The organism is Mitsuaria sp. BK037 (assembly GCF_014193045.1).
GTDB lineage: Bacteria > Pseudomonadota > Gammaproteobacteria > Burkholderiales > Burkholderiaceae_C > Roseateles.
The window spans coordinates 2665737-2687327 of the sequence record NZ_JACHYS010000001.1 but is presented as its reverse complement, the minus strand read 5'-3'; the positions used below and the strand labels follow the sequence as shown (position 1 = coordinate 2687327).

20 protein-coding genes and 2 tRNA genes are annotated in these 21591 nt (G+C 69.3%); 17 read left to right on the top strand and 5 right to left on the bottom strand.

What is annotated here, in order from left to right; genetic code table 11:
• Positions 1-38: 38 nt before the first annotated feature.
• The 10 genes from FHT37_RS11185 to phaR all read left to right on the top strand — a co-directional run bounded on the left by FHT37_RS11185 (position 39) and on the right by phaR (position 10672).
• Complete coding sequence (locus tag FHT37_RS11185) at positions 39-905, top strand: alpha/beta fold hydrolase (RefSeq protein WP_091732061.1); 867 nt, start codon at positions 39-41, stop codon at positions 903-905.
• A 45-nt stretch (positions 906-950) separates the two neighbouring features.
• Positions 951-3224 (top strand): bifunctional (p)ppGpp synthetase/guanosine-3',5'-bis(diphosphate) 3'-pyrophosphohydrolase, encoded by a 2274-nt coding sequence (locus tag FHT37_RS11180; protein ID WP_183480797.1) that lies wholly within the window; start codon positions 951-953, stop codon positions 3222-3224.
• Positions 3225-3407: 183 nt separating this feature from the next.
• Positions 3408-3484, top strand: a tRNA-Val gene (locus FHT37_RS11175).
• A 113-nt stretch (positions 3485-3597) separates the two neighbouring features.
• Positions 3598-3674: transfer RNA gene (locus tag FHT37_RS11170), tRNA-Val, on the top strand.
• Between the two features lie 165 nt (positions 3675-3839).
• On the top strand, positions 3840-4262 hold the full coding sequence (locus FHT37_RS11165; RefSeq protein WP_147241377.1) for a hypothetical protein: 423 nt from the start codon (positions 3840-3842) through the stop codon (positions 4260-4262).
• A gap of 103 nt (positions 4263-4365) precedes the next feature.
• The gene (locus FHT37_RS11160; RefSeq protein WP_255489541.1) at positions 4366-6549 is read left to right on the top strand and encodes a TonB-dependent siderophore receptor; all 2184 of its coding nucleotides are present in this window, start codon (positions 4366-4368) and stop codon (positions 6547-6549) included.
• An 11-nt stretch (positions 6550-6560) separates the two neighbouring features.
• The gene (locus FHT37_RS11155) at positions 6561-7745 is read left to right on the top strand and encodes a DUF1624 domain-containing protein (protein ID WP_183480795.1); all 1185 of its coding nucleotides are present in this window, start codon (positions 6561-6563) and stop codon (positions 7743-7745) included.
• A 32-nt stretch (positions 7746-7777) separates the two neighbouring features.
• Positions 7778-8809 carry a LacI family DNA-binding transcriptional regulator gene (locus FHT37_RS11150; protein WP_183480793.1) on the top strand — a complete coding sequence of 344 codons (1032 nt, stop codon included), beginning with the start codon at positions 7778-7780 and terminating at the stop codon, positions 8807-8809.
• A 161-nt stretch (positions 8810-8970) separates the two neighbouring features.
• A complete protein-coding gene (locus FHT37_RS11145) occupies positions 8971-9975 on the top strand; it encodes a tripartite tricarboxylate transporter substrate binding protein (protein WP_255489540.1) in 1005 nt (334 codons plus the stop codon).
• Between the two features lie 115 nt (positions 9976-10090).
• Entirely contained in the window at positions 10091-10672 is a 582-nt protein-coding gene (phaR, locus tag FHT37_RS11140) for a polyhydroxyalkanoate synthesis repressor PhaR (protein WP_183480789.1), read from the top strand.
• A 28-nt stretch (positions 10673-10700) separates the two neighbouring features.
• Here phaR and FHT37_RS11135 read toward each other — a convergent pair whose 3' ends face one another.
• Positions 10701-11168: a GFA family protein gene (locus tag FHT37_RS11135; RefSeq protein ID WP_147240087.1), complete on the bottom strand. Its 468-nt coding sequence runs from the start codon at positions 11166-11168 to the stop codon at positions 10701-10703.
• Positions 11169-11335: 167 nt separating this feature from the next.
• Here FHT37_RS11135 and rimO point away from each other — a divergent pair, with 167 nt between their 5' ends.
• Both rimO and FHT37_RS11125 read left to right on the top strand, forming a co-directional pair.
• A complete protein-coding gene (gene rimO, locus FHT37_RS11130; protein WP_183480787.1) occupies positions 11336-12745 on the top strand; it encodes a 30S ribosomal protein S12 methylthiotransferase RimO in 1410 nt (469 codons plus the stop codon).
• A 148-nt stretch (positions 12746-12893) separates the two neighbouring features.
• A complete protein-coding gene (locus tag FHT37_RS11125) occupies positions 12894-14093 on the top strand; it encodes a PLP-dependent transferase (RefSeq protein ID WP_310739738.1) in 1200 nt (399 codons plus the stop codon).
• Between the two features lie 76 nt (positions 14094-14169).
• On the opposite strand, the gene smpB is transcribed toward FHT37_RS11125, so the two are convergent.
• On the bottom strand, positions 14170-14634 hold the full coding sequence (gene smpB, locus FHT37_RS11120) for an SsrA-binding protein SmpB (protein ID WP_091732110.1): 465 nt from the start codon (positions 14632-14634) through the stop codon (positions 14170-14172).
• A 106-nt stretch (positions 14635-14740) separates the two neighbouring features.
• Between smpB and FHT37_RS11115 the strand changes: the two genes are divergently transcribed.
• Positions 14741-15205: a type II toxin-antitoxin system RatA family toxin gene (locus FHT37_RS11115; RefSeq protein ID WP_091732114.1), complete on the top strand. Its 465-nt coding sequence runs from the start codon at positions 14741-14743 to the stop codon at positions 15203-15205.
• On the top strand, positions 15192-15515 hold the full coding sequence (locus tag FHT37_RS11110; RefSeq protein ID WP_147240092.1) for an RnfH family protein: 324 nt from the start codon (positions 15192-15194) through the stop codon (positions 15513-15515). Before FHT37_RS11115 ends, FHT37_RS11110 begins: the two co-directional genes overlap by 14 nt.
• A 149-nt stretch (positions 15516-15664) precedes the next feature.
• Here the strand turns inward: FHT37_RS11110 and FHT37_RS11105 are convergent, their stop codons facing one another.
• Positions 15665-16162: a DUF4124 domain-containing protein gene (locus FHT37_RS11105; RefSeq protein ID WP_091732123.1), complete on the bottom strand. Its 498-nt coding sequence runs from the start codon at positions 16160-16162 to the stop codon at positions 15665-15667.
• Between the two features lie 60 nt (positions 16163-16222).
• Between FHT37_RS11105 and guaB the strand changes: the two genes are divergently transcribed.
• From guaB to guaA, 3 genes are read left to right on the top strand one after another with little or no spacing between them, the layout of a single operon-like run.
• Positions 16223-17695 (top strand): IMP dehydrogenase, encoded by a 1473-nt coding sequence (gene guaB, locus FHT37_RS11100; protein WP_091732127.1) that lies wholly within the window; start codon positions 16223-16225, stop codon positions 17693-17695.
• Entirely contained in the window at positions 17692-18987 is a 1296-nt protein-coding gene (locus FHT37_RS11095; RefSeq protein WP_409072698.1) for an MFS transporter, read from the top strand. The genes guaB and FHT37_RS11095 overlap by 4 nt, the downstream gene beginning before the upstream one ends.
• A gap of 52 nt (positions 18988-19039) precedes the next feature.
• The gene (gene guaA, locus FHT37_RS11090) at positions 19040-20644 is read left to right on the top strand and encodes a glutamine-hydrolyzing GMP synthase (protein WP_091732129.1); all 1605 of its coding nucleotides are present in this window, start codon (positions 19040-19042) and stop codon (positions 20642-20644) included.
• A gap of 44 nt (positions 20645-20688) precedes the next feature.
• Here guaA and FHT37_RS11085 read toward each other — a convergent pair whose 3' ends face one another.
• On the bottom strand, positions 20689-21210 hold the full coding sequence (locus FHT37_RS11085; RefSeq protein WP_310737382.1) for a type II toxin-antitoxin system VapC family toxin: 522 nt from the start codon (positions 21208-21210) through the stop codon (positions 20689-20691).
• On the bottom strand, positions 21188-21403 hold the full coding sequence (locus tag FHT37_RS11080; protein WP_183480784.1) for an AbrB/MazE/SpoVT family DNA-binding domain-containing protein: 216 nt from the start codon (positions 21401-21403) through the stop codon (positions 21188-21190). The genes FHT37_RS11085 and FHT37_RS11080 overlap by 23 nt, the downstream gene beginning before the upstream one ends.
• Positions 21404-21591 lie beyond the last annotated feature (188 nt).

Below are 21591 nucleotides of genomic sequence, written 5' to 3'. Positions count from 1 at the left end.
CTTCAGGGTTGTTAGGATGGGTGCAAAGGATACGAGCGATGTCTGAACCCTTGTTGAAAAAAGTCCAGGCGCTGAGCCCTTGCGGCCTGCACCAGGTCGCGTATTGGGAGTGGGGGCAGGCCGACAACCCGCGGGTGCTGGTCTGCGTGCACGGGCTGTCGCGCCAGGGGCGCGACTTCGACGTGATCGCCAGACGCCTGAGCAATCGCTTCCGCGTGATCTGCCCGGACGTGGTGGGCCGCGGGGAGTCGGAATGGCTGGGCGATCCGCGCAACTATCAGCTGCCGCAGTACGTGTCCGACATGGTGACGCTGATGGCCCGCATCGGCGCGCCGCAGGTGGACTGGCTGGGAACGTCGATGGGCGGGCTGATCGGCCTGGCGCTGGCGGCGATGCCGTCCAGCCCGATCAAGCGCCTGATCCTCAACGACGTGGGCCCGACCATCGAGTTCGTCGCGCTGCAGCGCATCGCCAGCTACCTGGGCCGGGCGCCGCAGTTCGAGAACTGCCAGCAGGGCGCCGACTACCTGCGCGGCATTTCGGAGGGCTTCGGCCCGCATACCGACGAGCAATGGCTGGCGCTGTCGCGCGCGATGTTCAAGCCGGACGGCGACCGCTGCCGCCTGCATTACGACCCGCGCATCGGCCAGGGCCTGGCCGGCCTGACGCCGGAGCTGGCCAAGGCCGGCGAGGCCCAGCTCTGGGCCGCCTACGACGCGGTCCGCTGTCCGACGCTGCTGCTGCGCGGGGCCGAATCCGACCTGCTCACGCGGGCGACGGCCGAGCTGATGACGCAGCGCGGCCCGCGCGCCGAGCTGCACGAGTTCCCGGGCGTCGGCCATGCGCCGACGCTGGTGCAAGAACAACAGATCCAGGTGGTGGAGCGATTCCTCGACCGCGGATGACGTCCCGGCGGCGGATCGCGCCGCGCGGACACGGATGAACGACGAATGAAGACGGAATTGGGGCTGCGGCAGGACCAGGCGGCGCCCATCGTGGCCCTGCTGGACGGGGACCTGCCTCATCGCTTGCCGGCCGCGCCGCCGCGCGCCGAGGAAACCGCGGACCCGGTGCGCCGGGCCCGCGCGTTCGCGGAGCCGCTGCTGGCGGACCATCGCCTGGGCACCGGCGAACCGGCGCTCGACCATGCCGACGGCGTGGCGGCGATCCTGGCCGGCGTCGGCGCGGCGCCCTCGATGCAGGCCGCCTCCTACCTGGTCTACGCCGGCGACTACCTGAACAAGCCCGAGGAGATCGTCGCCAAGGCCTTCGGCGAGAGCGACGCGAGCCTGGTCGCGCACACGCGTCGCCTGGTGCAGATCCAGCGCGCGGCGCGCGAGGCGCGCGTCGAGGAGCAGCGCCGCCAGGAGCAGACCGAGCTGGTGCGCAAGATGCTGCTGGCGTTCTCGCGCGACCTGCGCGTGGTGCTGCTGCGGCTGGCGTCGCGGTTGCAGTCGCTGCGCTGGTACGCGGCGACGAAGACGCCGTGTCCGCGCGAACTGGCGGCCGAATCGCTGCAGGTGTTCGCGCCGCTGGCCAACCGGCTGGGCATCTGGCAGATCAAGTGGGAACTGGAGGACCTGGCCTTCCGCTTCCTGGAGCCCGAGCACTACCACCAGCTCGCCAAGGGCCTGCACGAGAAGCGGGTCGAGCGCGAGCAGTCGGTGGAGTCGGTGCGCGCCGCGCTGGAGCGCGAGCTGCAGGCCCATGGCATCGAGGCGCAGGTGCAGGGGCGGCCCAAGCATCTGTACAGCATCTGGAAGAAGATGCGCGGCAAGGGTCTGACGCTCGAGCGCGTCTTCGACCTGCGCGCGCTGCGCGTGGTGGTGCCGGAGGTGGCGGATTGCTACGCGGTGCTGGCCAGGCTGCATGAGCTCTACAAGCCGGTCGATGGCGAGTTCGACGACTACATCGCCCGGCCCAAGCCCAATGGCTACCAGTCGCTGCATACGGTGGTGATCGCGGCGGATGGCCGGCCGATGGAAGTGCAGATTCGCACCCGGGCGATGCATGAGCATGCCGAGCATGGTGTCGCCGCGCACTGGGCCTACAAGGAAGCCGGCACCAAGGGGTATGCCGGCGTCAGCGCCGCCGGCGAATTCGAGGAGCAGGTCGCGCAGGCGCGCAAGGCCGTGCTGCGGCAGCTGCTGGCCTGGGAGCGCGATTACGTCGCGGAAAGCGGCCCCAGCTTCGATGACCGCATCTATGTGTTCACGCCGCAGGCCAACGTGGTCGAGCTGTGCGCGGGCGCGACCGCGGTGGATTTCGCCTACGCGGTGCACACCGACCTCGGCCACCGCTGCCGCGGCGCCAAGGTCGACGGCCAGATGGTGCCGTTGAACACGCCGCTGCAGAGCGGGCAGACGGTGGAGATCGTCGCGCTGAAGGAGGGCGGTCCGTCGCTGGACTGGCTCAATGCGGAGCTGGGTTATCTGCAGAGCCAGCGCAGCAAGGCCAAGGTCCGTGCCTGGTTCAACGCGCAGGTGCAGTCGCAGACGATCGCCAAGGGCCGCGAGCTGGTCGAGAAACTGCTGCAGCGCGAGGGCAAGACGGCGATCAAGCTGGACGACCTGGCCGGGCGGCTGGGCTTCAAGAGCGCGGACGCGCTGTTCGAGGTCGTCGGCAAGGACGAGTACTCGCTGCGCAACATCGAGACCCTGCTACGTCCGCCGGTGCCGGAGGCGGACGAGGAGGAACTGCTCGTCCAGAAGCACACCAAGGGCGCCGTCGGCGAAGGGCGCACGCCCAAGGGCGGGGTGCTGGTGGTGGGCGTCGACTCGCTGCTGACCAGCCTGGCGCGCTGCTGCCGGCCGGCGCCGCCGGATCCGATCACCGGTTACGTGACGCGCGGCAAGGGCGTGGCGATCCACCGCGCCGACTGCGCGAACCTGCGGCAGATGGCGCAGTCCGCGCCGGAGCGCGTCATCGCGGTGGCTTGGGGCGAGCCCGCGCCGGACCGTGCGGGCAAGGGCGCGCTCTATCCGGTGGACCTGGTCGTCGAGGCGGCGGACCGGCCGGGGCTGCTGCGGGACGTGCTGGAGCTGTTCGCCAAGGACAAGCTGAACGTGATCTCGGTGAACCAGCAGAGCGGCAAGGGCAAGCCGGCACGCAGCGACCTGTCGCGGATGAATTTCACTGTCGAGGTCAGCGACGCGCAGCGGCTGCAGCAGACGCTGGTCGCCCTGTCGCAGGTGAGCGGCGTGCGCAGCGCGCGGCGGCGCTGAAGCCTGGAGTGGCCGCGGTCCGGCGAGGGGAGGCGGCCGTTCAGCCCGTGTTCATCGGGGCTGTGGGCGATCGGTGGGTGTCGCGACCGGCGAGCGCTGCGTGGGTCCAGGCGGGCGCTGTTCCATTTTTCTTGCGGCTTCCTGGACGGACGCAAAAATCCGGCATATACTGCGAGGCTCTTCAGGCGCGTAGCTCAGTTGGTTAGAGCACCACCTTGACATGGTGGGGGTCGTTGGTTCGAATCCAATCGCGCCTACCAGAATTGGTAGGCAAGTCCTTCGGGACACCTCAGAAGATCGCCCGCTAAAAAAATGGAAAGCGGGCGATTTGTTTTGCGGACCAGTGGATTGACCACCGCTGGCCGAGTATTTCAGGCGCGTAGCTCAGTTGGTTAGAGCACCACCTTGACATGGTGGGGGTCGTTGGTTCGAATCCAATCGCGCCTACCAAAGCACACCCCGGTGAGTCGGAAGACTCTCCGGGGTTTTTGTTTTGGTACCGCGCGACCAATGCGCAGCGACATTCGTCGCAGGCCTTCCACGGTCGCGCGCCTGCGCTCGTGCAGAATGCGCGCTCTGCTCGACCGCCGCCGTCCCGGCGCTGCCTGTCCGACGATGAAGTTCCCGTTGCGCCGTTTCCGTTCCCCCTGGCTGCTGCTGCTCGTGCTGGCATGCAGCCTGCTGGGTCGGCCGCTGCACGAGGCCTGGCACGTCGCGCATCCGTTCGGCGAAACCGCCGGCATCGCAGCGGCCGGGCGCATCGATGCGTCGCCGGTCGTCGGCGGTGCCGCAGCTGCGACGGCCGCTGCTGCCGCGACAGCGGACGATCCGGTGTCCGGTCAGGAGGACTCCCCGGGCGCGAAATCGGACAGCTGCGCGTGGTGCCTGTTCCACGCGCAAGCCGTCGCGCCTGGCGGCACGCCGCAGGCACTGCTGGCCCACGCCGAGGCGAGCCCGCCGCCAGCGGCCTTGCCTTGCGGACGGGTCTGCTCCCGCGACTGGACCGTCGCGAAGCCGAGAGGCCCGCCGGCCGCCTGAACCGCCCGCGCGCGCCAGGCGCGCTTTCGCTCATCCGGTTCACCACGCACGGGCGGCGTCGACGCGTCGTCACGCCCGCCCGGCGGCCATTCCTCGCTTTGTCATGTCCTTTTCTTCCGTCCTGCGCGCCGACGGCGCGCGCCTGTCTTCGTCCGTCCCGCTGCAATCCCTCCTCATCCTGGAACTGGCACTGGCCGCGTCCAGCCTCCGGGCGCAGGACGCGCCTACAACGCCCGCACTCCCCACACCGCCCACCATGCCGGCGGCCGATGCCGCCCTCGACGCGGTCACCGTGGACGGCGCCCGCCAGCCGTATCGCACGCTCGTCGTCACCGGCGCGATGAAGACCGACACGCCGGCGCGCGACCTGCCGCAGAGCGTGCGCGTGCTGTCCGGCGCCCTGCTGGCCGACGCCGGCGTCACCCGCCTCGACCAGGCGCTGGACCTGGCGAGCGGCATCGCCCGCCAGAGCAACCTCGGCGGCCTGTGGGACAGCTACGCGATGCGCGGCTTCACCGGCGATCCGAACTTCGGCTCGGACTACATGGTCAATGGCTTCACTTCCAGCCGCGGCTACAACGGCCTGCGCGACACGGTGAACACCGCGTCGGTGGAGGTCCTCAAGGGGCCGGCCTCGGCGCTTTACGGCCGGGGCGAGCCGGGTGGCACGGTCAACATCACGACGAAGAAACCCTCGTTCACGCCCGCCTATGCGCTGCAGTTCTCCGCCGGCAGCCACGACCTGTGGCGCGCCAGCGCCGAGGCGACCGGCCCGCTCGGCGAGCGCGTGGCCTACCGGCTCGGCGTCGCGCGGGAGGGCAGCGCCAGCGACCGCGACCACGTCGAGGCGCGTCGGACGGCGATCTCGCCGTCCTTCCTGTGGATGGTCGGCAACGACACGACGGTCAGCTACGAGCTCGAGGTTGCGCGGCAGAAGGCGACCTTCGATCGCGGTGTTGTCGCGATCGGCGGCCAGTTGGGCCGGGTCCCGCGCCATGCGTTCTACGGCGAGCCGGACGACGGCCCGATCGCGACCGAGAGCGTCGGCCTCCAGCTCTTCGTCCAGCACCAGTTCAACGACGACTGGTCGCTGCAGACCGGCCTGAGCTATCGCGAGAGTTCGCTGGCGGGCATCGCGACCGAAGCCCGCTTCGTCCAGCCGGACCAGCGCACGCTGGTGCGCCAGCGCCGCGCGCGGGACTTCTCGGCGAACGACCTGTCGGGCCGCTTCGAGGTGCTCGGCACGGTGCGGGCGGCCGGGCTGCGGCACCACCTGCTGGCCGGCGTGGACGCGTACCGCTTCGTCGACCGGCGCCAGCAGCAGCGCGTGGTCACCTCCACGCCGATCGACCTCTTCGAGCCCGTGTACGGCGCCACGCCGCCGCCGATGGCGCTCAGCGCCTGGACCCGCGAGGCGCAGAAGGCGCATGCCGTCTACGCGCAGGACCAGATCGACCTCGGCGAGCGCTGGAAGCTGCTGCTCGGCCTGCGCCATGACCGCTACGACCAGACGGTGCTCAACCGCCGCAGCGGCATCGCGACCGACCAGTCGCTGGGCGCGACCTCGCCGCGCGCCGGCGTGGTCTACCAGCCCAGCGGGACGGTCTCGCTGTATGCGACCGCCTCGCGGAGCTTCCGCCCCAACAGCGGCGTGAGCCGCGACTACACGTCCTTCCCGGCGGAGCAGGGCCGCTCGCGGGAGGTCGGCGCGAAGTACGACGCCGCCGGCGGCCTGTCCGCCACGCTGGCGCTGTACCGCATCGAGAAGAACAACGTGCTGACGCCGGACCCGCTCGCGCCCAACGAGTTCTCGGTCGCCGCCGGCGAGGTGCGCAGCCAGGGCGTCGAACTCGACATCGGCGGCGAGCTGGCGCGCGACCTGCGCCTGTCCTTCGCCTATGCGTTCACCGACGCCCGGGTGACCGAGGACAACAACGCCTTCCTCGTCGGCCGCCAGCTCGCGAACGTGCCCCGGCACAGCGCGAGCCTGCTGCTGGTGCAGGGCTTCGCGATCGGCGGGCAGCGCGCGACGGCCGGCATCGGCCTGAACGTCGCCGGACGGCGCGAGGGCGCGGTCGCGCCGCTGGCCGCCGCCGACGACTTCGCCCTGCCGGGCTACGCGACGGTGAAGCTGCTGGGCAGCTACCGCGTCGACCGGCACTGGCTGCTGTCCGTGGACGTCGACAACCTGTTCGACCGGACCTGGTATGCCAGTTCGTACAGCCAGGTCTGGGTCGCGCCGGGGCAGGGGCGGCGGGTGGTCGCCACGGTCCGCTACGGCTTCTGAGGCGGGCGTTGATGACCCCGTTGACCCCGACGACCTCGACGACTCCCGCATCCGCGCCGCGCCTGGTGCGCATCGCCTCGATCGACGCGCTGCGCGGCCTGGTGATGATCGTGATGCTGCTGGATCACGTCCGCGAGACCTTCTACCTGCACCTGCAGGTGAGCGACCCCATGGCGGTGCCGGGCACCCCGCCGGAGCTCTTCTTCTCGCGCCTGGCGGCGCACCTGTGCGCGCCGGTATTCGTGTTCCTGACCGGGCTGTCGGCCTGGCTCTACGCGAACCCCGATGGCGCACCGCGCCGCGACGTGCGCGCCTTCCTGCTCAAGCGCGGGCTGCTGCTGGTCGGCCTGGAACTCACGCTGGTGACCTTCGCCTGGAGCGGGCATTTCCGGGTGATCTATCTCCAGGTGATCTGGGCGATCGGCTTCAGCATGCTGGCGCTGGCCCTGCTGTCGTCGCTGCCGCGCTGGCTGCTGGTGGCGATCGGCCTGGCCATCGTCGGCGGCCACAACGCGCTGGCCGGCGTTGTGGTGCCGCCCGACAGTCCCTGGCACGCGCCGTGGACGCTGATGCTGCATCGCGACTGGCTGGTCCCGGAAGGGCTCGTGCGGGTGCGGGTGAGCTATCCGGCGCTGCCCTGGGTGGGCGTGATCCTGCTCGGCTACGCGATGGGGCCGCTGTTCGCGCGGGCGGTGGACGCGGACCGACGACGTCGCGCGCTGCTGGCGATCTCGGCGGCCTGCCTGTCGCTGCTGGCCGTGCTGCGCGGTTTCAACCTCTACGGTGAGAACGCCCCGTGGGTCCGCGGCGCTTCGGCGCTGGAGACGGCGATGTCGTGGCTCAACTTCACGAAGTACCCGCCGTCGCTGGACTTCCTGCTGCTGACCCTGGGCATCGGACTGGCGCTGCTGGCGGTGCTCGAGCGCGCGCGCGGCGCCTTCACGCGGGTGTGCGCGGTCTTCGGCGGCGCGCCGATGTTCTATTACCTGCTCCACCTCTACCTGCTGCTGATCGGGTACCGGGTCGCGCTGGCGCTGCTCGGTCCCAACCAGGGCACGCGGCTGGGCGTCGACGAGGGCGGGTTCGCGCTGATCTGGCTGATCTGGCTCGCGCTGGTCCCGCTGCTGTACCCGCCGGTGAAGGCCTTCGCAGCCTACAAGCGGCGCACCCGCCGCGCCTGGGTGAAGTACTTCTGAGGCGCCGGCGCGCCCCTATGATCGGCGCCCATATGGCAGAGACCGAGCGCTTCCCCCGTCCCCGTCGTCGCAAGGGCAGTGGTGCCGTCACGCTGCGCGACGTCGCGCAACTGGCGGGCGTGGCCCCGATCACCGCGTCCCGAGCGCTCAACACGCCGTCCCAGGTCTCGCCCGAGGTGCTGGGACGGGTCACCGAGGCGGTCCGCCAGACCGGCTACGTGCCCAACCTGCTCGCGGGCGCGCTGTCGTCGATGAAGAGCCGCATGGTGGGCGTCGCGGTCCCCACGATCGCCGGTCCGGTCTTCCTCGACACCGTGCAGAGCCTGACCGAGGCGCTGTTCGAGGCTGGCTACCAGGTGCTGCTCGGCCAGACCGGCTACGACAACGCCCGCGAGGACGCCTGGCTGGACGCGATGATCGGCCGCCGGCCCGATGGCCTGGTGCTCACCGGCACCAGCCATTCGGAGCAGGCGCGCACGCGGCTGCGCGCCGCCGGCGTGCCAGTGGTCGAGACCTGGGACCAGAGCGACGATCCGATCGACATGCTGGTGGGCTTCTCCCATGTGGAGGTCGGCCGCAAGGTGGCCACCTACCTGCACGAGCGCGGCTACCGCCGGCTGGCCGGCGTGGCCGGCAGCGACGAACGCGCGATGCGCCGCTTCCGCGCCTTCCAGGAGCAGGCGAGGGCGCTGGGCGTGGCCCACGTGCCGGTCGCCACCGTCGCCACGCCGACCACGCTGGGCAGCGGTCGCCGCGGCCTGGCGGAACTGCTGGCGCATCCCGACGGCATCGACGCGGTGTTCTGCAGCTCCGATTCGCTGGCGCTGGGCGTGCTCATCGAGGCGCAGGCCCGCGGGCTGCGCGTGCCGCAGGACCTGGCCATCGTCGGCTTCGGCGACCTCGCGCTGGCCCGGGACCTCGAACCCGCGCTGACCACGGTGCGCATCGATGGTTTCGCCATCGGGCGGCAGGCGGCGCGCTTCATCCTCGATCGCGCCGATGGCCCGGTCGAGCGCCGCGCGATCGACATCGGCTTCGAGCTGGTCCAGCGCGCCAGCGGCTGATCCGCGGGCGCCCGCGCAGGCGTCCGACCCGGTGAAATCCCTCATGAACGCGACCTTGACGTTCGTGACGGTACCGATACCATCGTCGCCATCAAGAAGATGGTATCGGTACCAATCCGAGGTCGGCGAGGCCCGTGCCGTCATGGATGGAGACAAGCGAGATGACTCTGGTGAAGCGCAGCCGCGTGCGGCTCCTGGGCGCCGCGGCGGCGATGGCGCTCGGTGCGACGATCACGATGACCCCGGCGCTCGCCGCCGACGCCACGAACTGGCCGACGCAACCGGTCAAGCTGATCGTGCCGTTCGCGCCCGGCGGCACCTCCGACGTGCTGGCGCGGGAGATCGCCGCGCGGCTGCAGGTGGCGCTCAAGCAGACGGTCGTCGTGGACAACAAGGCCGGCGCGGGCGGCGTGCTGGGCGCGGACAGCGTGGCCAAGGCGGCGCCTGACGGCTACACCGTGCTGCTGGGCACGATCGCCACGCATGCGATCAACCCGGCGCTGATGCCCAAGATGCCCTACAAGGCCGATCGCGACTTCGCGCCGGTGATCCTGCTGGGCAAGATCTCCAACGTGCTGCTGATCGGCCCGGGCGCGCAGGCTCGGACGGTCAAGGACATCGTCGCCGCCGCCAAGGCCAAGCCGGGCGACATCACCTTCGCCTCGGCGGGGCAGGGCACCTCGCAGCACTTGTCGGGTGAGGTGTTCCGCCTGATGACGGGCGCCGACCTGACGCATGTCCCCTACAAGGGGAGTGCGCCGGCGATCCAGGACGTCATGGGCGGCCAGGTGCCGATGAGCTTCGAGACCGTGACCGTGGCGCTGCCGCAGATCAAGGCGGGCAAGGTCAAGGCGGTGGCGGTGACCTCGGCCAAGCGCAGCGCGCAACTGCCCGACGTGCCGACGCTGGCCGAGTCCGGCGTGCCCGGCTTCGACGTGTCGAGCTGGCAGGCGTTGTACCTGCCGGCGGGCACGCCGCCGGCGATCGTCGCCAAGCTCAATGCCGAGGTGCAGAAGATCGTCGCCCAGCCCGACGTGAAGGCCAAGATGGAATCGCTCGGCCTGGAGTACGCGCCAAACACCCCGGCCCAGTTCACCGAGTTCCAGAAGGCCGAGCAGGCCCGCTGGGCCAAGGTGATCAAGGACGGCAACGTCAAGCCCGACTGATCGTCAAGCGCCCCTCGTCGGGCCGATGCGTCCCCCGCACAGCAAGGGAAAGCACCCGGCGGGGTGCTTGCCGGGCCCCTCCTAGAATGGGCCGCAGACCCTCAGAGGAGACAGCATGGCGACGGCCCGACGCGGCAAGACGGCAACCGGCGGCGAGGACCCCACGCAACCCAAGGGGCCGCGGGTGCTGAAGAAGTACCCCAACCGGCGGCTCTACGACACCCAGACCAGCAGCTACATCACCTTGGCGGACGTCAAGAAGATGGTGCTCGAGGGCGAGGTCTTCGAGGTCCGCGACGCCAAGTCGGGCGAGGAACTGACGCGCTCCATCCTGCTGCAGATCATCCTGGAGGAGGAGATGGGCGGGATGCCGATGTTCTCGACGCCGCTGCTGGCGCAGATCATCCGCTTCTACGGCCATGCGATGCAGGGCCTGATGGGCGCCTACCTCGAGAAGAACCTGCAGGCCTTCGGCGAGATGCAGGCGCGCTTTGCCGAGCAGAGCAAGGGCGCGGGCTTCGACCCGCAGCTGTGGTCGCAGTTCATGAGCGGCCAGGCGCCGATGATGCAGGGCCTGATGGGCAACTACCTGGAACAGTCCAAGAACCTGTTCCTGCAGATGCAGGAGCAGTTCCAGAGCGCCGGCAACATCTTCCCCGGCATGCCGGGCTTCCCCCCGCAGCACCCCAAGAAGTAGGGCACGACCGGCGGCGGTCGCGGTGGCGCTACAGCCCGTGCCGCCGATGCCAGTCGGCGAGTGATTCGTCGGGGAAATGGTCGAAGCGCTGGTCGCCCGGCCGGCCCTCGACCTCCACCCAGGCGGCCTTCGAGTCGAGCAGGCCATGCACGTTCTCCGGCGGCGTGGGCAGCGGCGTGTCGATGGCGCTGGCATGCGGGTGGATCAGGTCGGGCCAGTTGTCGTCGTACATCCAGAGCGCGGTGCCGCAGCGGCCGCAGAAGTGGCGCTGGCCGGAGCTTTCCTTGCCGTCGATCACCGCGCGGTAGACCCGCAGCTCGCGCTTGCCCTTGATGAGCTTGAAGGTCCGGTGGTCGGCGCCGATGTTGATCGCGTAGCCGCCGGTGCCGGCGGTCTTGCGGCAGATCGAGCAATAGCAGCGCAGGTAGGGGCAGGGCTCGGTCGATTCGACCGAGAAGCGGACGCGGCCGCAGTGACAGGAGCCTTCGAGGTGCATGGTGGATCTCCGGGCGGGATCGGGAGTCGCGGCAAGTCGCGTGCCCCGGCGAGGGCGCGGTGCGCGCAGAGGAAATCACGGCTGCCGGCGGCGGCCATGCCCGGCAAGAGGGCCGCTCGCTTACAATGCCGCCCCAGCTCCCAGCCAGGCCCTCCGGCGGAATTCAAATGGAATCAACGACTTACGACATCCCCGCCGACAAGAAGGCTGCCGCTCCGAAGATCGGCTTCGTCTCCCTGGGCTGCCCCAAGGCGCTCACCGATTCCGAACTGATCCTCACGCAGCTGCGCGCCGAGGGTTACGAGACCTCCAAGACCTTCGCCGGCGCTGATCTCGTCATCGTCAATACCTGCGGCTTCATCGACGACGCCGTGAAGGAGTCGCTGGACACGATCGGCGAGGCGCTGGCCGAGAACGGCAAGGTCATCGTCACCGGCTGCCTCGGCGCCAAGGCCGGCGCGAGCTCCGACAACATGGTCCGCGAGGTGCATCCCAGCGTCCTCGCCGTCACCGGCCCGCATGCGACGCAGGAAGTGATGGACGCCGTCCACACCCACGTCCCCAAGCCGCACGACCCCTTCATCGACCTCGTCCCCGAGGCCCGCGGCGTGGCCGGCATCAAGCTCACGCCCAGGCACTACGCCTACCTGAAGATCTCCGAGGGCTGCAACCACCGCTGCAGCTTCTGCATCATCCCGAGCATGCGCGGCGACCTGGTCTCGCGTCCCATCGGCGACGTGCTCGCCGAGGCCAAGGCGCTGTTCGAGTCCGGCGTCAAGGAACTGCTGGTCATCAGCCAGGACACCAGCGCCTACGGCGTCGACATCAAGTACCGCACCGGCTTCTGGGACGGCAAGCCGGTCAAGACCCGCATGTTCGACCTCGTCGCCCAGCTCGGCGAGATCGCCAAGCCCTACGGCGCCTGGGTGCGCCTGCACTACGTCTATCCGTATCCGCATGTCGACGAGGTGCTGCCGATGATGGCCGAGGGCCTCATCCTCCCGTATCTCGACGTCCCGTTCCAGCACGCGCATCCGGATGTGCTCAAGCGCATGAAGCGCCCGGCCAACGGTGAGAAGAACCTCGAGCGCATCCAGCGCTGGCGCGAGATCTGTCCCGAACTGGTGATCCGTTCCACCTTCATCGCCGGCTTCCCCGGCGAGACCGAAGCCGAGTTCCAGTACCTGCTGGACTTCATGCGCGAAGCGCAGATCGACCGCGCCGGCTGCTTCGCCTACTCGCCGATCGAGGGCGCGCCGGCCAACGCGCTGGAAGGCGCGCTGCCCGACGAAGTCCGCGAGGAGCGCCGCGCCCGCTTCATGGCGGTGGCCGAGGAGGTGTCCATCGCCAAGCTGCAGCGCCGCATCGGCGCGACGATGCAGGTGCTGGTGGACTCGGCGCCGGCGCTGGGCCGCAAGGGCGGCGTCGGCCGCTCGTATGCCGATGCGCCCGAGATCGACGGCACCGTCCGCCTGCTGCCGCCGGAGAAGGCCAGCAAGCAGCTCCGCGTGGGCGAGTTCACCCGCGCCCGCATCGTCGGCGCCGAGGGGCACGACCTGATCGCGCTGCCGATCTGATCGGCGACGCGCCCGCCGGGCCCGCGCATCCCGGGCGCCTCCGCCGCTCACCCGCCACGCCGGCCTCGTGCCGGCGTTTTCATTGCGGGCGCACGGCTGTCGCGGCTGCCGCAGAATGGCCGTCCCGTTCCCAGCGCCAGGAGACTTCGTGAGCAAACGCGGCCCGTCCACCGAGCAGATCCACCACCCGTTCCGCGCGCCAGACGGCTGGGACGCCGTCGCGGTGCCCGTGGCCAAGGCCTCGACGGTGCTCTTCAAGGACACCGCCGAACTGCACCGGCCGCGCGCGCAGGACGGCATCAGCTACCGCTACGGCCTGCCGGGCACGCCCACCACCTACACGCTGGCCGCGCGCATCGCGACGCTGGAGCACGCGCAGCATTGCGTGCTGACGCCCAGCGGCCTGGCCGCGATCACGCTGACCAGCCTGGCCTTCCTCCAGCCCGGCGACGAGGTGCTGGTGCCGGACAACGTCTATGGCCAGAACCGGCACATCACCACCGGCTTGCTGACGCGGCTCGGCATCACGCACCGCTTCTACGATCCGCTGGACGTGCCGGCGTTCGAGGCGATGCTGTCACCCCGCACGAAGCTGGTGTGGCTGGAGGCCGCTGGGTCGATCACGCTGGAGTTCCCCGATCTCATCGGCCTGTTGAGCGCCTGCCGTGCCCGCGGCGTGCTGACCGCGCTCGACAACACCTGGGGCGCGGGGCTTGCCTTCAATGCGTTCGAGGTGGCGCCGGGCCTCGGCGCCGACCTCAGCATGCAGGCGCTGACCAAGTTCCCGTCCGGCGGCGCGGACCTGCTGATGGGCGCCGTCTGCACGCGGGACGCGGCGCTGCATCGGCAACTGGTGGCGATGCACGAGTACCTCGGCCATGGCGTCGGGCAGAACGATGTCGAGGCGGTGCTGCGCGGCCTGCCGAGCATCGTGCTGCGCTACCGCGCGCAGGACGCCGCGACTCGCGACCTGGCCCGGTGGATGGCTGCGCGGCCGGAGATCGCGCGTGTGCTGCATCCGGCGCTGCCTGATTCGCCGGGTCATGCGCACTGGCGACAGGTGAGCCCCGATGCGGCGGGCTGCCTGTTCTCGGCGGTGTTCCGGCCGGACTACGACGCACGGCGCGTCGACGCCTTCGTCGACGCGCTGCGCTGCTTCGGGATCGGTTATTCCTGGGCCGGGCCGATGAGCCTGGCGGTGCCCTACGACCTGAGCCGGAGCCGTTCGCTCGGGCTGCCGTGGACGGCGCAGGAGGGCGGCACGCTGGTGCGTTTCGCCATCGGGCTGGAGGACGTGGAGGACCTGCGCGCCGACCTGGCGCAGGCTTTCGAGGTGCTGAAGGGTTGAGCGGCTGAAGGGCAGAGCGGCCGAGCCGCCGAAGAAGCGACGGACCCGGGACGACGGAGCGGCCAGGGCCGCAGCCTCAGTCCTTGGCCGGGCCCGACACCTTGTGGCGCATCAGGCGGCCCTTCTCGCGCTCCCAGTCGCGCTTCTTCTCGGTCTCGCGCTTGTCGTGCTGGGCCTTGCCCTTGGCCAGCGCGATCTGCGCCTTCACGCGGCCGTTCTTGTAGTGCAGGTCCAGCGGAATCAGCGTGAAGCCGCGCTGCTCGACCTTGCCGATCAGCCGGCGGATGTCGGCCCGGCTCATCAGCAGTTTCTTGGTCCGGTCGGCTTGCGGATGCACATGGGTGGATGCGGTGCGCAGCGGATTGATGCGGCAGCCGATCAGGAAGAGCTCGCCCTCGCGGATGAGGACGTAGCCGTCCGGCAATTGGACCTGGCCGGCGCGGATCGCCTTGACTTCCCAGCCTTCCAGGACGATGCCGGCCTCGTACTGCTCCTCGATGTGGTACTCGAATCGGGCGCGGCGGTTTTCTGCGATGGACATAGGCGGGGGTGTTCTTCTCGTGCGGCGCACGGCGGGCGTGACAGCCGGATGGCGGCCAGATGGGGGCGATCGGGCCGCCTACAATCCCGCCATTCTAAGAACCGCCATGAAGCACGTCCGGAAGACAGTCCTCCTTTGGTACTCGCCGCGCGAGATGTACGAGCTGGTGACCCAGGTCGAGCGCTATCCGGAGTTCCTGCCGTGGTGCTCGGCGGCCGACATCCTCGAGCGTGACGACCACGGCATGACCGCCCGGCTGTCGCTGCACTACGCCGGCCTGCGCCACGCCTTCACCACCCGCAACACGCACGAGACCGACCAGCGCGTGCGCATGGAACTGGTCGACGGGCCGTTCTCCAAACTCGACGGCGACTGGCGCTTCCTGCCGCTGAACCGCCCCGGCACGCCGCCGGGCAGCGAGCCCAAGGCCTGCAAGGTCGAGTTCGAACTGCGCTACGCGTTCTCGAGCTTCGCGCTCGAGGCGGTCGTCAGCCCGGTGTTCGATCGCATCGCCAACACCTTCGTCGACAGCTTCGTGAAGCGCGCCGAGCAGGTCCATGGACCCCGCTGAACTGTCGGTCGACCTCTTCTGGAGTCCCGTTCGCGGGGAGCTCCGCGAACAGCAGCTTCGCCTGCCCGCGGGCAGCACACTACGGGATGCCTTGCTGGGCAGCCGGTGGTTCGAGCCGGACCGGATCGAGGCGTTGACGGCCGGCATCTGGGGCCGGACCGTGCCGCTGGACACGCCGCTGCGCGAGCGCGACCGCATCGAGGTCTACCGCCCGCTGACCGTTGACCCGAAGGAGGCGCGCCGTCAGCGCTATCAAGCGGCGGGCAGCCGCATCGTGACGCGGCATCGACCGCTGGGCCGCAAGGCCTGACGGAGAGCGGGGAAGCGCCAAGGAGCGCCAAGGAGCGCCGGGAGGCGCGCAGCAAAAAGGCCGCGCGAGCGGCCTTTCGTCTTACCGGCGGTCACCGGACTTACGTCCGGCTTGCCGCCCGGTGTTGTTTCCCGGACGCGTTCCGGGCCTTACTTGCAGTTCGCGGTGATCACCGTCTGCATCTGGCGGATCTCGTCCTGGCGCATCTGCTCGGTCATCGGCTGCGATTCGCCACCGGCCGTGCCGGAGCGCAGGCGCACGCCGGACTCGAGCATGCGCTGGCGGTTCTGCGCCTGGCGGCAGTTCTCGGCCATCGCCTCGGTGCGGGCCTTGTCCTCCTGCGCCTTGCGCTCACGCTCGACCTTCTCGCGTGAAGACGGCTCGCTGGCGGCCCGGCCCGGCGCGGAGGCTCCGGAGGCCGCCGCCGAAGCCGGCACGCCCGGCGCCGGGGCCACGCGCACGGCATTGGTGGGGCGCTGCAGGATGTCCTTCTCGGCCACGCTCGGCGGCGGCGGACGGTCGCTGTATTGCGTGCGGCCATCGGCATCGCGCCACTTCCATTGGGCGTGCGCGATCGAGGTCAGCGCCATCAGCGCCAGCGCGCACATCACGCCCAGCGGGCGTCGCGGGAGTCGGGGATTCATCATGGGCGTGGAGTGTACTGCCGGGCTTCTCTATAATGCGCCTTTGCGTCTGGAGCTTCCCTCATGCGCCTACTCGGAAAAGCGCTCACCTTCGACGATGTGTTGCTGGTGCCGGCGTTCTCCCAGGTGTTGCCGCGCGACACCAGTCTGGCCACGCAGTTCACGCGTGGCATCCGCCTGAATCTTCCCCTCGTGTCCGCCGCGATGGACACCGTGACCGAAGCGCGACTGGCGATCGCCATCGCCCAGGAAGGCGGCATCGGCATCGTCCACAAGAACCTGACCCCGCAGCAGCAGGCGGCCGAAGTGGCCCGCGTCAAGCGCTACGAGTCCGGCGTGCTCCGCGACCCCATCACGATCACCCCCCAGACCACCGTCCGCCAGGTCAAGCAGCTCAGCGAGCAGCACGGCATCTCCGGTTTCCCGGTGCTGGAGGGCAAGAAGGTCGTCGGCATCGTCACCGGCCGCGACCTGCGCTTCGAGACCCGCATGGACGCCCCGGTCAGCGAGATCATGACCCCGGCCGAACGCCTGATCACCGTCCGGGAGGGCGCCTCGCTCAACGACGGCAAGGCGCTGATGCACAAGCACAAGCTGGAGCGGGTGCTGGTCATCAACGACAGCTTCGAGCTGCGCGGCCTGATGACCGTCAAGGACATCACCAAGCAGACCAACTTCCCCAATGCCGCCCGTGACGACCACGGCAAGCTGCGCGTCGGTGCCGCCGTCGGCGTGGGCGAGGGCACCGAGGAGCGCGTCGAACTGCTGGTGAAGGCTGGCGTCGACGCGATCGTCGTCGACACCGCGCACGGCCACAGCAGCGGCGTGATCGAGCGCGTGCGCTGGGTCAAGAAGAACTACCCGCAGGTGCAGGTCATCGGCGGCAACATCGCCACCGGCGCCGCGGCGCTGGCGCTGGTGGAAGCCGGCGCGGACGCGGTCAAGGTCGGCATCGGCCCGGGCTCGATCTGCACCACCCGCATCGTGGCGGGCGTCGGCGTGCCGCAGATCGCGGCGATCGACTTCGTCGCCACCGCGCTCAAGGGCACCGGCGTGCCGCTGATCGCGGACGGCGGCATCCGCTACTCGGGCGACATCGCCAAGGCCATCGCCGCCGGCGCCAGCACGGTGATGATGGGCGGCATGTTCGCCGGCACCGAGGAGGCCCCGGGCGAAGTGATCCTGTACCAGGGCCGCAGCTACAAGAGCTACCGCGGCATGGGCTCGATCGGCGCGATGAAGGCCGGCTCGGCGGACCGCTACTTCCAGGAAAACGACGAGACGACCAATCCCAACGCGGACAAGCTGGTGCCGGAAGGCATCGAAGGCCGCGTCCCGTACAAGGGCTCGATGGTCGCGATCGTGCACCAGATGGGCGGCGGGCTGCGGGCCTCGATGGGCTACTGCGGCTGCGCCAGCATCGCCGACATGCACGAGAAGGCCGAGTTCGTCGAGATCACCTCGGCGGGCATCCGTGAGAGCCACGTCCACGACGTGCAGATCACCAAGGAAGCGCCCAACTACCGTCTGGAGTGACGCCCTTGTCCGACCCGGCGCAGCGCGACGGCCCCGACGCCGTCGCGGCCTCGACCACGCATGGCGGCCGCAAGGCCGCCATGTCGTTCATCCTGATCGCGGTGCTGATCGACATGGTCTCGATCGGCCTGATCATCCCGGTGCTGCCGCCGCTGGTCGGAACCTTCACCCAGAACGAGACCCAGCACGCGCTCGCCCAACTGGCGGTGGCCTTCGCCTTCGGTCTCGCGAATTTCTTCGGTTCGCCCATCCTGGGTGGGCTCTCCGACCGCTTCGGCCGCCGCAAGGTGATGCTGGTCGGCTTCAGTGGGCTGGCGCTGAGCTTCTTCGTGACGGCCATGGCGCAGGCGCTGTGGATGCTGGTCGTGGTGCGGCTGTTCTCCGGCGCGATGCAGGCCAATGCGGCCGTCGCCAACGCCTACGTGGCCGACATCACCCCGCCCGCCGATCGCGCCAAGCGCTTCGGGATGCTGGGCGCGGCCTTCGGCATGGGCTTCATCCTGGGGCCGGTGATGGGCGGGCTGCTCGGCGCGATCGACCTGCACCTGCCGTTCTACGTCGCGGGCACGCTGGCGCTGATGAACTGGTTGTATGGCTTCTTCGTGCTGCCGGAATCGCTGGCGCCGGAGCACCGCCGGTCCTTCGACTGGCGCAAGGCCAACCCGTTCGCCGCACTCGGCCGGCTGCGCAAGCTGCACGGGGTCGGGCCGCTGATCTACGTCATCGCCTGCTCGGGCTTGGCGCAACTGGTGATCCAGACCAGCTGGGTGCTCTACAACCAGCACAAATTCGGCTGGGGCCCGAAGGAGAACGGCCTGTCGCTGTTCGTCGTCGGCCTGGTGGCGGTGCTGGTGCAGGGCGTGCTGCTGCAACCGCTGCTGAGATGGCTGGGGCCGCGCCGGCTGGTGCTGATCGGCCTGACGACCTCGATCGCGACCAACCTGATCTGGGGCCTCTCGACCGAGGCCTGGATGATGGTCGCTGCGATCTTCCTGAACGTCTGCGGCGTGGCCGCCGGTCCGGCGATGCAGGGGGTGATCTCCAATGCCGCCGACGCGCGTACGCAAGGCGAGACCATGGGCGCGGTGGCCGCGATCAACAGCCTGATGGCGGTGATCTCGCCGATCGCTGGCCTGGGCCTGATGGCGCTGGTGGCCGAGCTGCCCAAGACCGACTGGCGCATCGGCGCCCCGTTCTACCTGTGCGCGCTGCTGCAACTGGCCTCGCTGGCCTTCGCCTGGCGCCACTTCACCGCGGAGCCGCCGGCGCAGGCCGCCGCGGCCAAGGCGTGAGCGCCGCCGCTCCGTCCGCAATCGAATTCCCAAGCATCGCTAGAAGCTGACCATGCACGACAAAGTCCTCATCCTCGACTTCGGCTCCCAGGTGACCCAGCTGATCGCGCGTCGCGTGCGCGAAGCCCACGTCTACTGCGAGATCCATCCCAACGACGTCAGCGACGATTTCATCCGCTCGTTCGCGCCCAAGGCGATCATCCTGTCGGGCAGCCATGCGTCGACCTACGAGGACCACGAACTGCGCGCGCCGCAGGCGGTGTGGGACCTGGGCGTGCCGGTGCTGGGCATCTGCTACGGCATGCAGACGATGGCGGTGCAGCTCGGCGGCAAGGTCGAGTGGAGCGACCACCGCGAGTTCGGCTACGCCGAGGTCCGCGCGCATGGCCACACCAAGCTGCTGGCCGGCGTCCAGGACTTCTCGACGCCCGAGGGCCACGGGATGCTGAAGGTCTGGATGAGCCACGGCGACAAGGTCACCGCGCTGCCGCCGGGCTTCGTGCTGATGGCCTCGACGCCGAGCTGCCCGATCGCCGGCATGGCGAACGAGGAGAAGGGCTACTACGCGTTCCAGTTCCACCCGGAAGTGACGCACACGGTGCAGGGCGCCGCGATGATCACGCGCTTCGTGCGCGACATCGGCGGCTGCCGCGGCGACTGGATCATGGGTGACTACATCGAGGAAGCCGTCCAGAAGATCCGCGAGCAGGTGGGTGACGAGGAAGTCATCCTGGGCCTGTCCGGTGGCGTGGACTCGTCGGTGGCGGCGGCACTGATCCACCGCGCGATCGGCGACCAGCTGACCTGCGTGTTCGTCGATCACGGCCTGCTGCGCCTGAACGAAGGCGACATGGTCATGGACATGTTCGCGGGCAAGCTGCACGCGAAGGTCATCCGTGTCGACGCGAGCGAGCTGTTCCTTGGCCAACTGGCCGGCGTGACCGACCCGGAGCGCAAGCGCAAGATCATCGGCGGCCTGTTCGTTGACGTGTTCAAGGCCGAGGCGGAGAAGCTCAAGGCCAGCGGTGGCGGCCACAAGGGCGCGACCTTCCTGGCGCAGGGCACGATCTATCCGGACGTGGTGGAGAGCGGCGGCACCAAGACCAAGAAGGCCACGACGATCAAGAGCCACCACAACGTGGGCGGCCTGCCGGAGCAACTGGGCCTGAAGCTGCTGGAGCCGCTGCGCGAGCTGTTCAAGGATGAGGTTCGTGAGCTGGGCGTGGCGCTGGGCCTGCCGCCGGAGATGGTCTATCGCCATCCGTTCCCGGGTCCGGGCCTGGGCGTGCGGATCCTGGGTGAGGTGAAGAAGGAATACGCGGACCTGCTGCGCCGCGCCGACGCGATCTTCATCGAGGAGCTGCGCAACACGCGCGATGAGGCGACCGGCAAGACCTGGTACGAGTTGACCAGCCAGGCCTTCACGGTGTTCCTGCCGGTGAAGAGCGTGGGCGTGATGGGCGACGGCCGGACCTATGACTACGTCGTCGCGCTGCGCGCGGTGCAGACCAGCGACTTCATGACGGCGGACTGGGCGGAGCTTCCGTACAGCCTGCTCAAGCGCTGCTCAGGACGCATCATCAACGAGGTGCGCGGCATCAACCGCGTGACCTACGACGTGTCGAGCAAGCCGCCGGCGACGATCGAGTGGGAATGAGCGCTCGACGCTGATGCACAAGGGCCCTTCGGGGCCCTTGTTCGCTATTGCCGTGGCCAGGTCAATTGGGGGTGATCGAACTGATCCGAGGTCGGCCAGCGCTCCCAAGGACTGAACGCCGGGATCGAGTTCTCGCTGGCCCGGGCGAGTTTTGGATAGAACCGAACCGCCGGTAGGCCCTTGAAGTGCGCGTCGCAGGTCACGACTTCGGCACCAAACTTCTGCGCGGTGGCGTAGATGATGGCGTCCGCCAGAGCGAGCTTGTGTTCGACGTTCGCGGAAGCGGCCATGAACGCGGTTCCGCTGTCGAGCGCGTCGACGTGGCACTTCTGCGTCAATCGGACAAGCCGAAGGTGTTGATCCTCGGGGAGTTCGCGCAAGGCCCACTTGGCAAGTTCCATCTGCACGATCGTCGGGACGATGCAGCGCTCGGGCTGGCTGAGGGCCGCATCCACCAGGCGGCCGATGTCCGAGTCGACGAACCACTCAATCCAAGCCGATGTGTCGACGACCAACTTCGGCCCTGTTGCTGCTGCGGGTGGGTCAGTAGCGGTCGTTGCGATCACGACATCCCTCCGTGTTCGCGCCCTTGGCGATGCCCCGCAGCTGCTCGAACGTCACCTCGGGACAAATGAAGACGCCGTCGTGGCGTCGGATCAGCATGAGCTTCTGACCGGGCTTCCATTTCAGTTCCTCGCGAAGCTCCTTGGGAAGTTCAATGCGGTGGCGGGGGGACAGTTCGGCGATCGGTGCGGGCATGTGGCCTCCATGGCGTCCAGCAGAACGAAGAACGAAAGATTCTTCGCCTTCCGCTCGACGGCAGCCACGACCTGGACCTATGTGAATCGACCTCTGCTTGCCGAGAACCAGTGACGGGCCCACTTGCATGTGTGGTTGAACGTCGCGGCGACGGCGGGACGCTATTGCAGCGCTATTGCCGCGTCGTT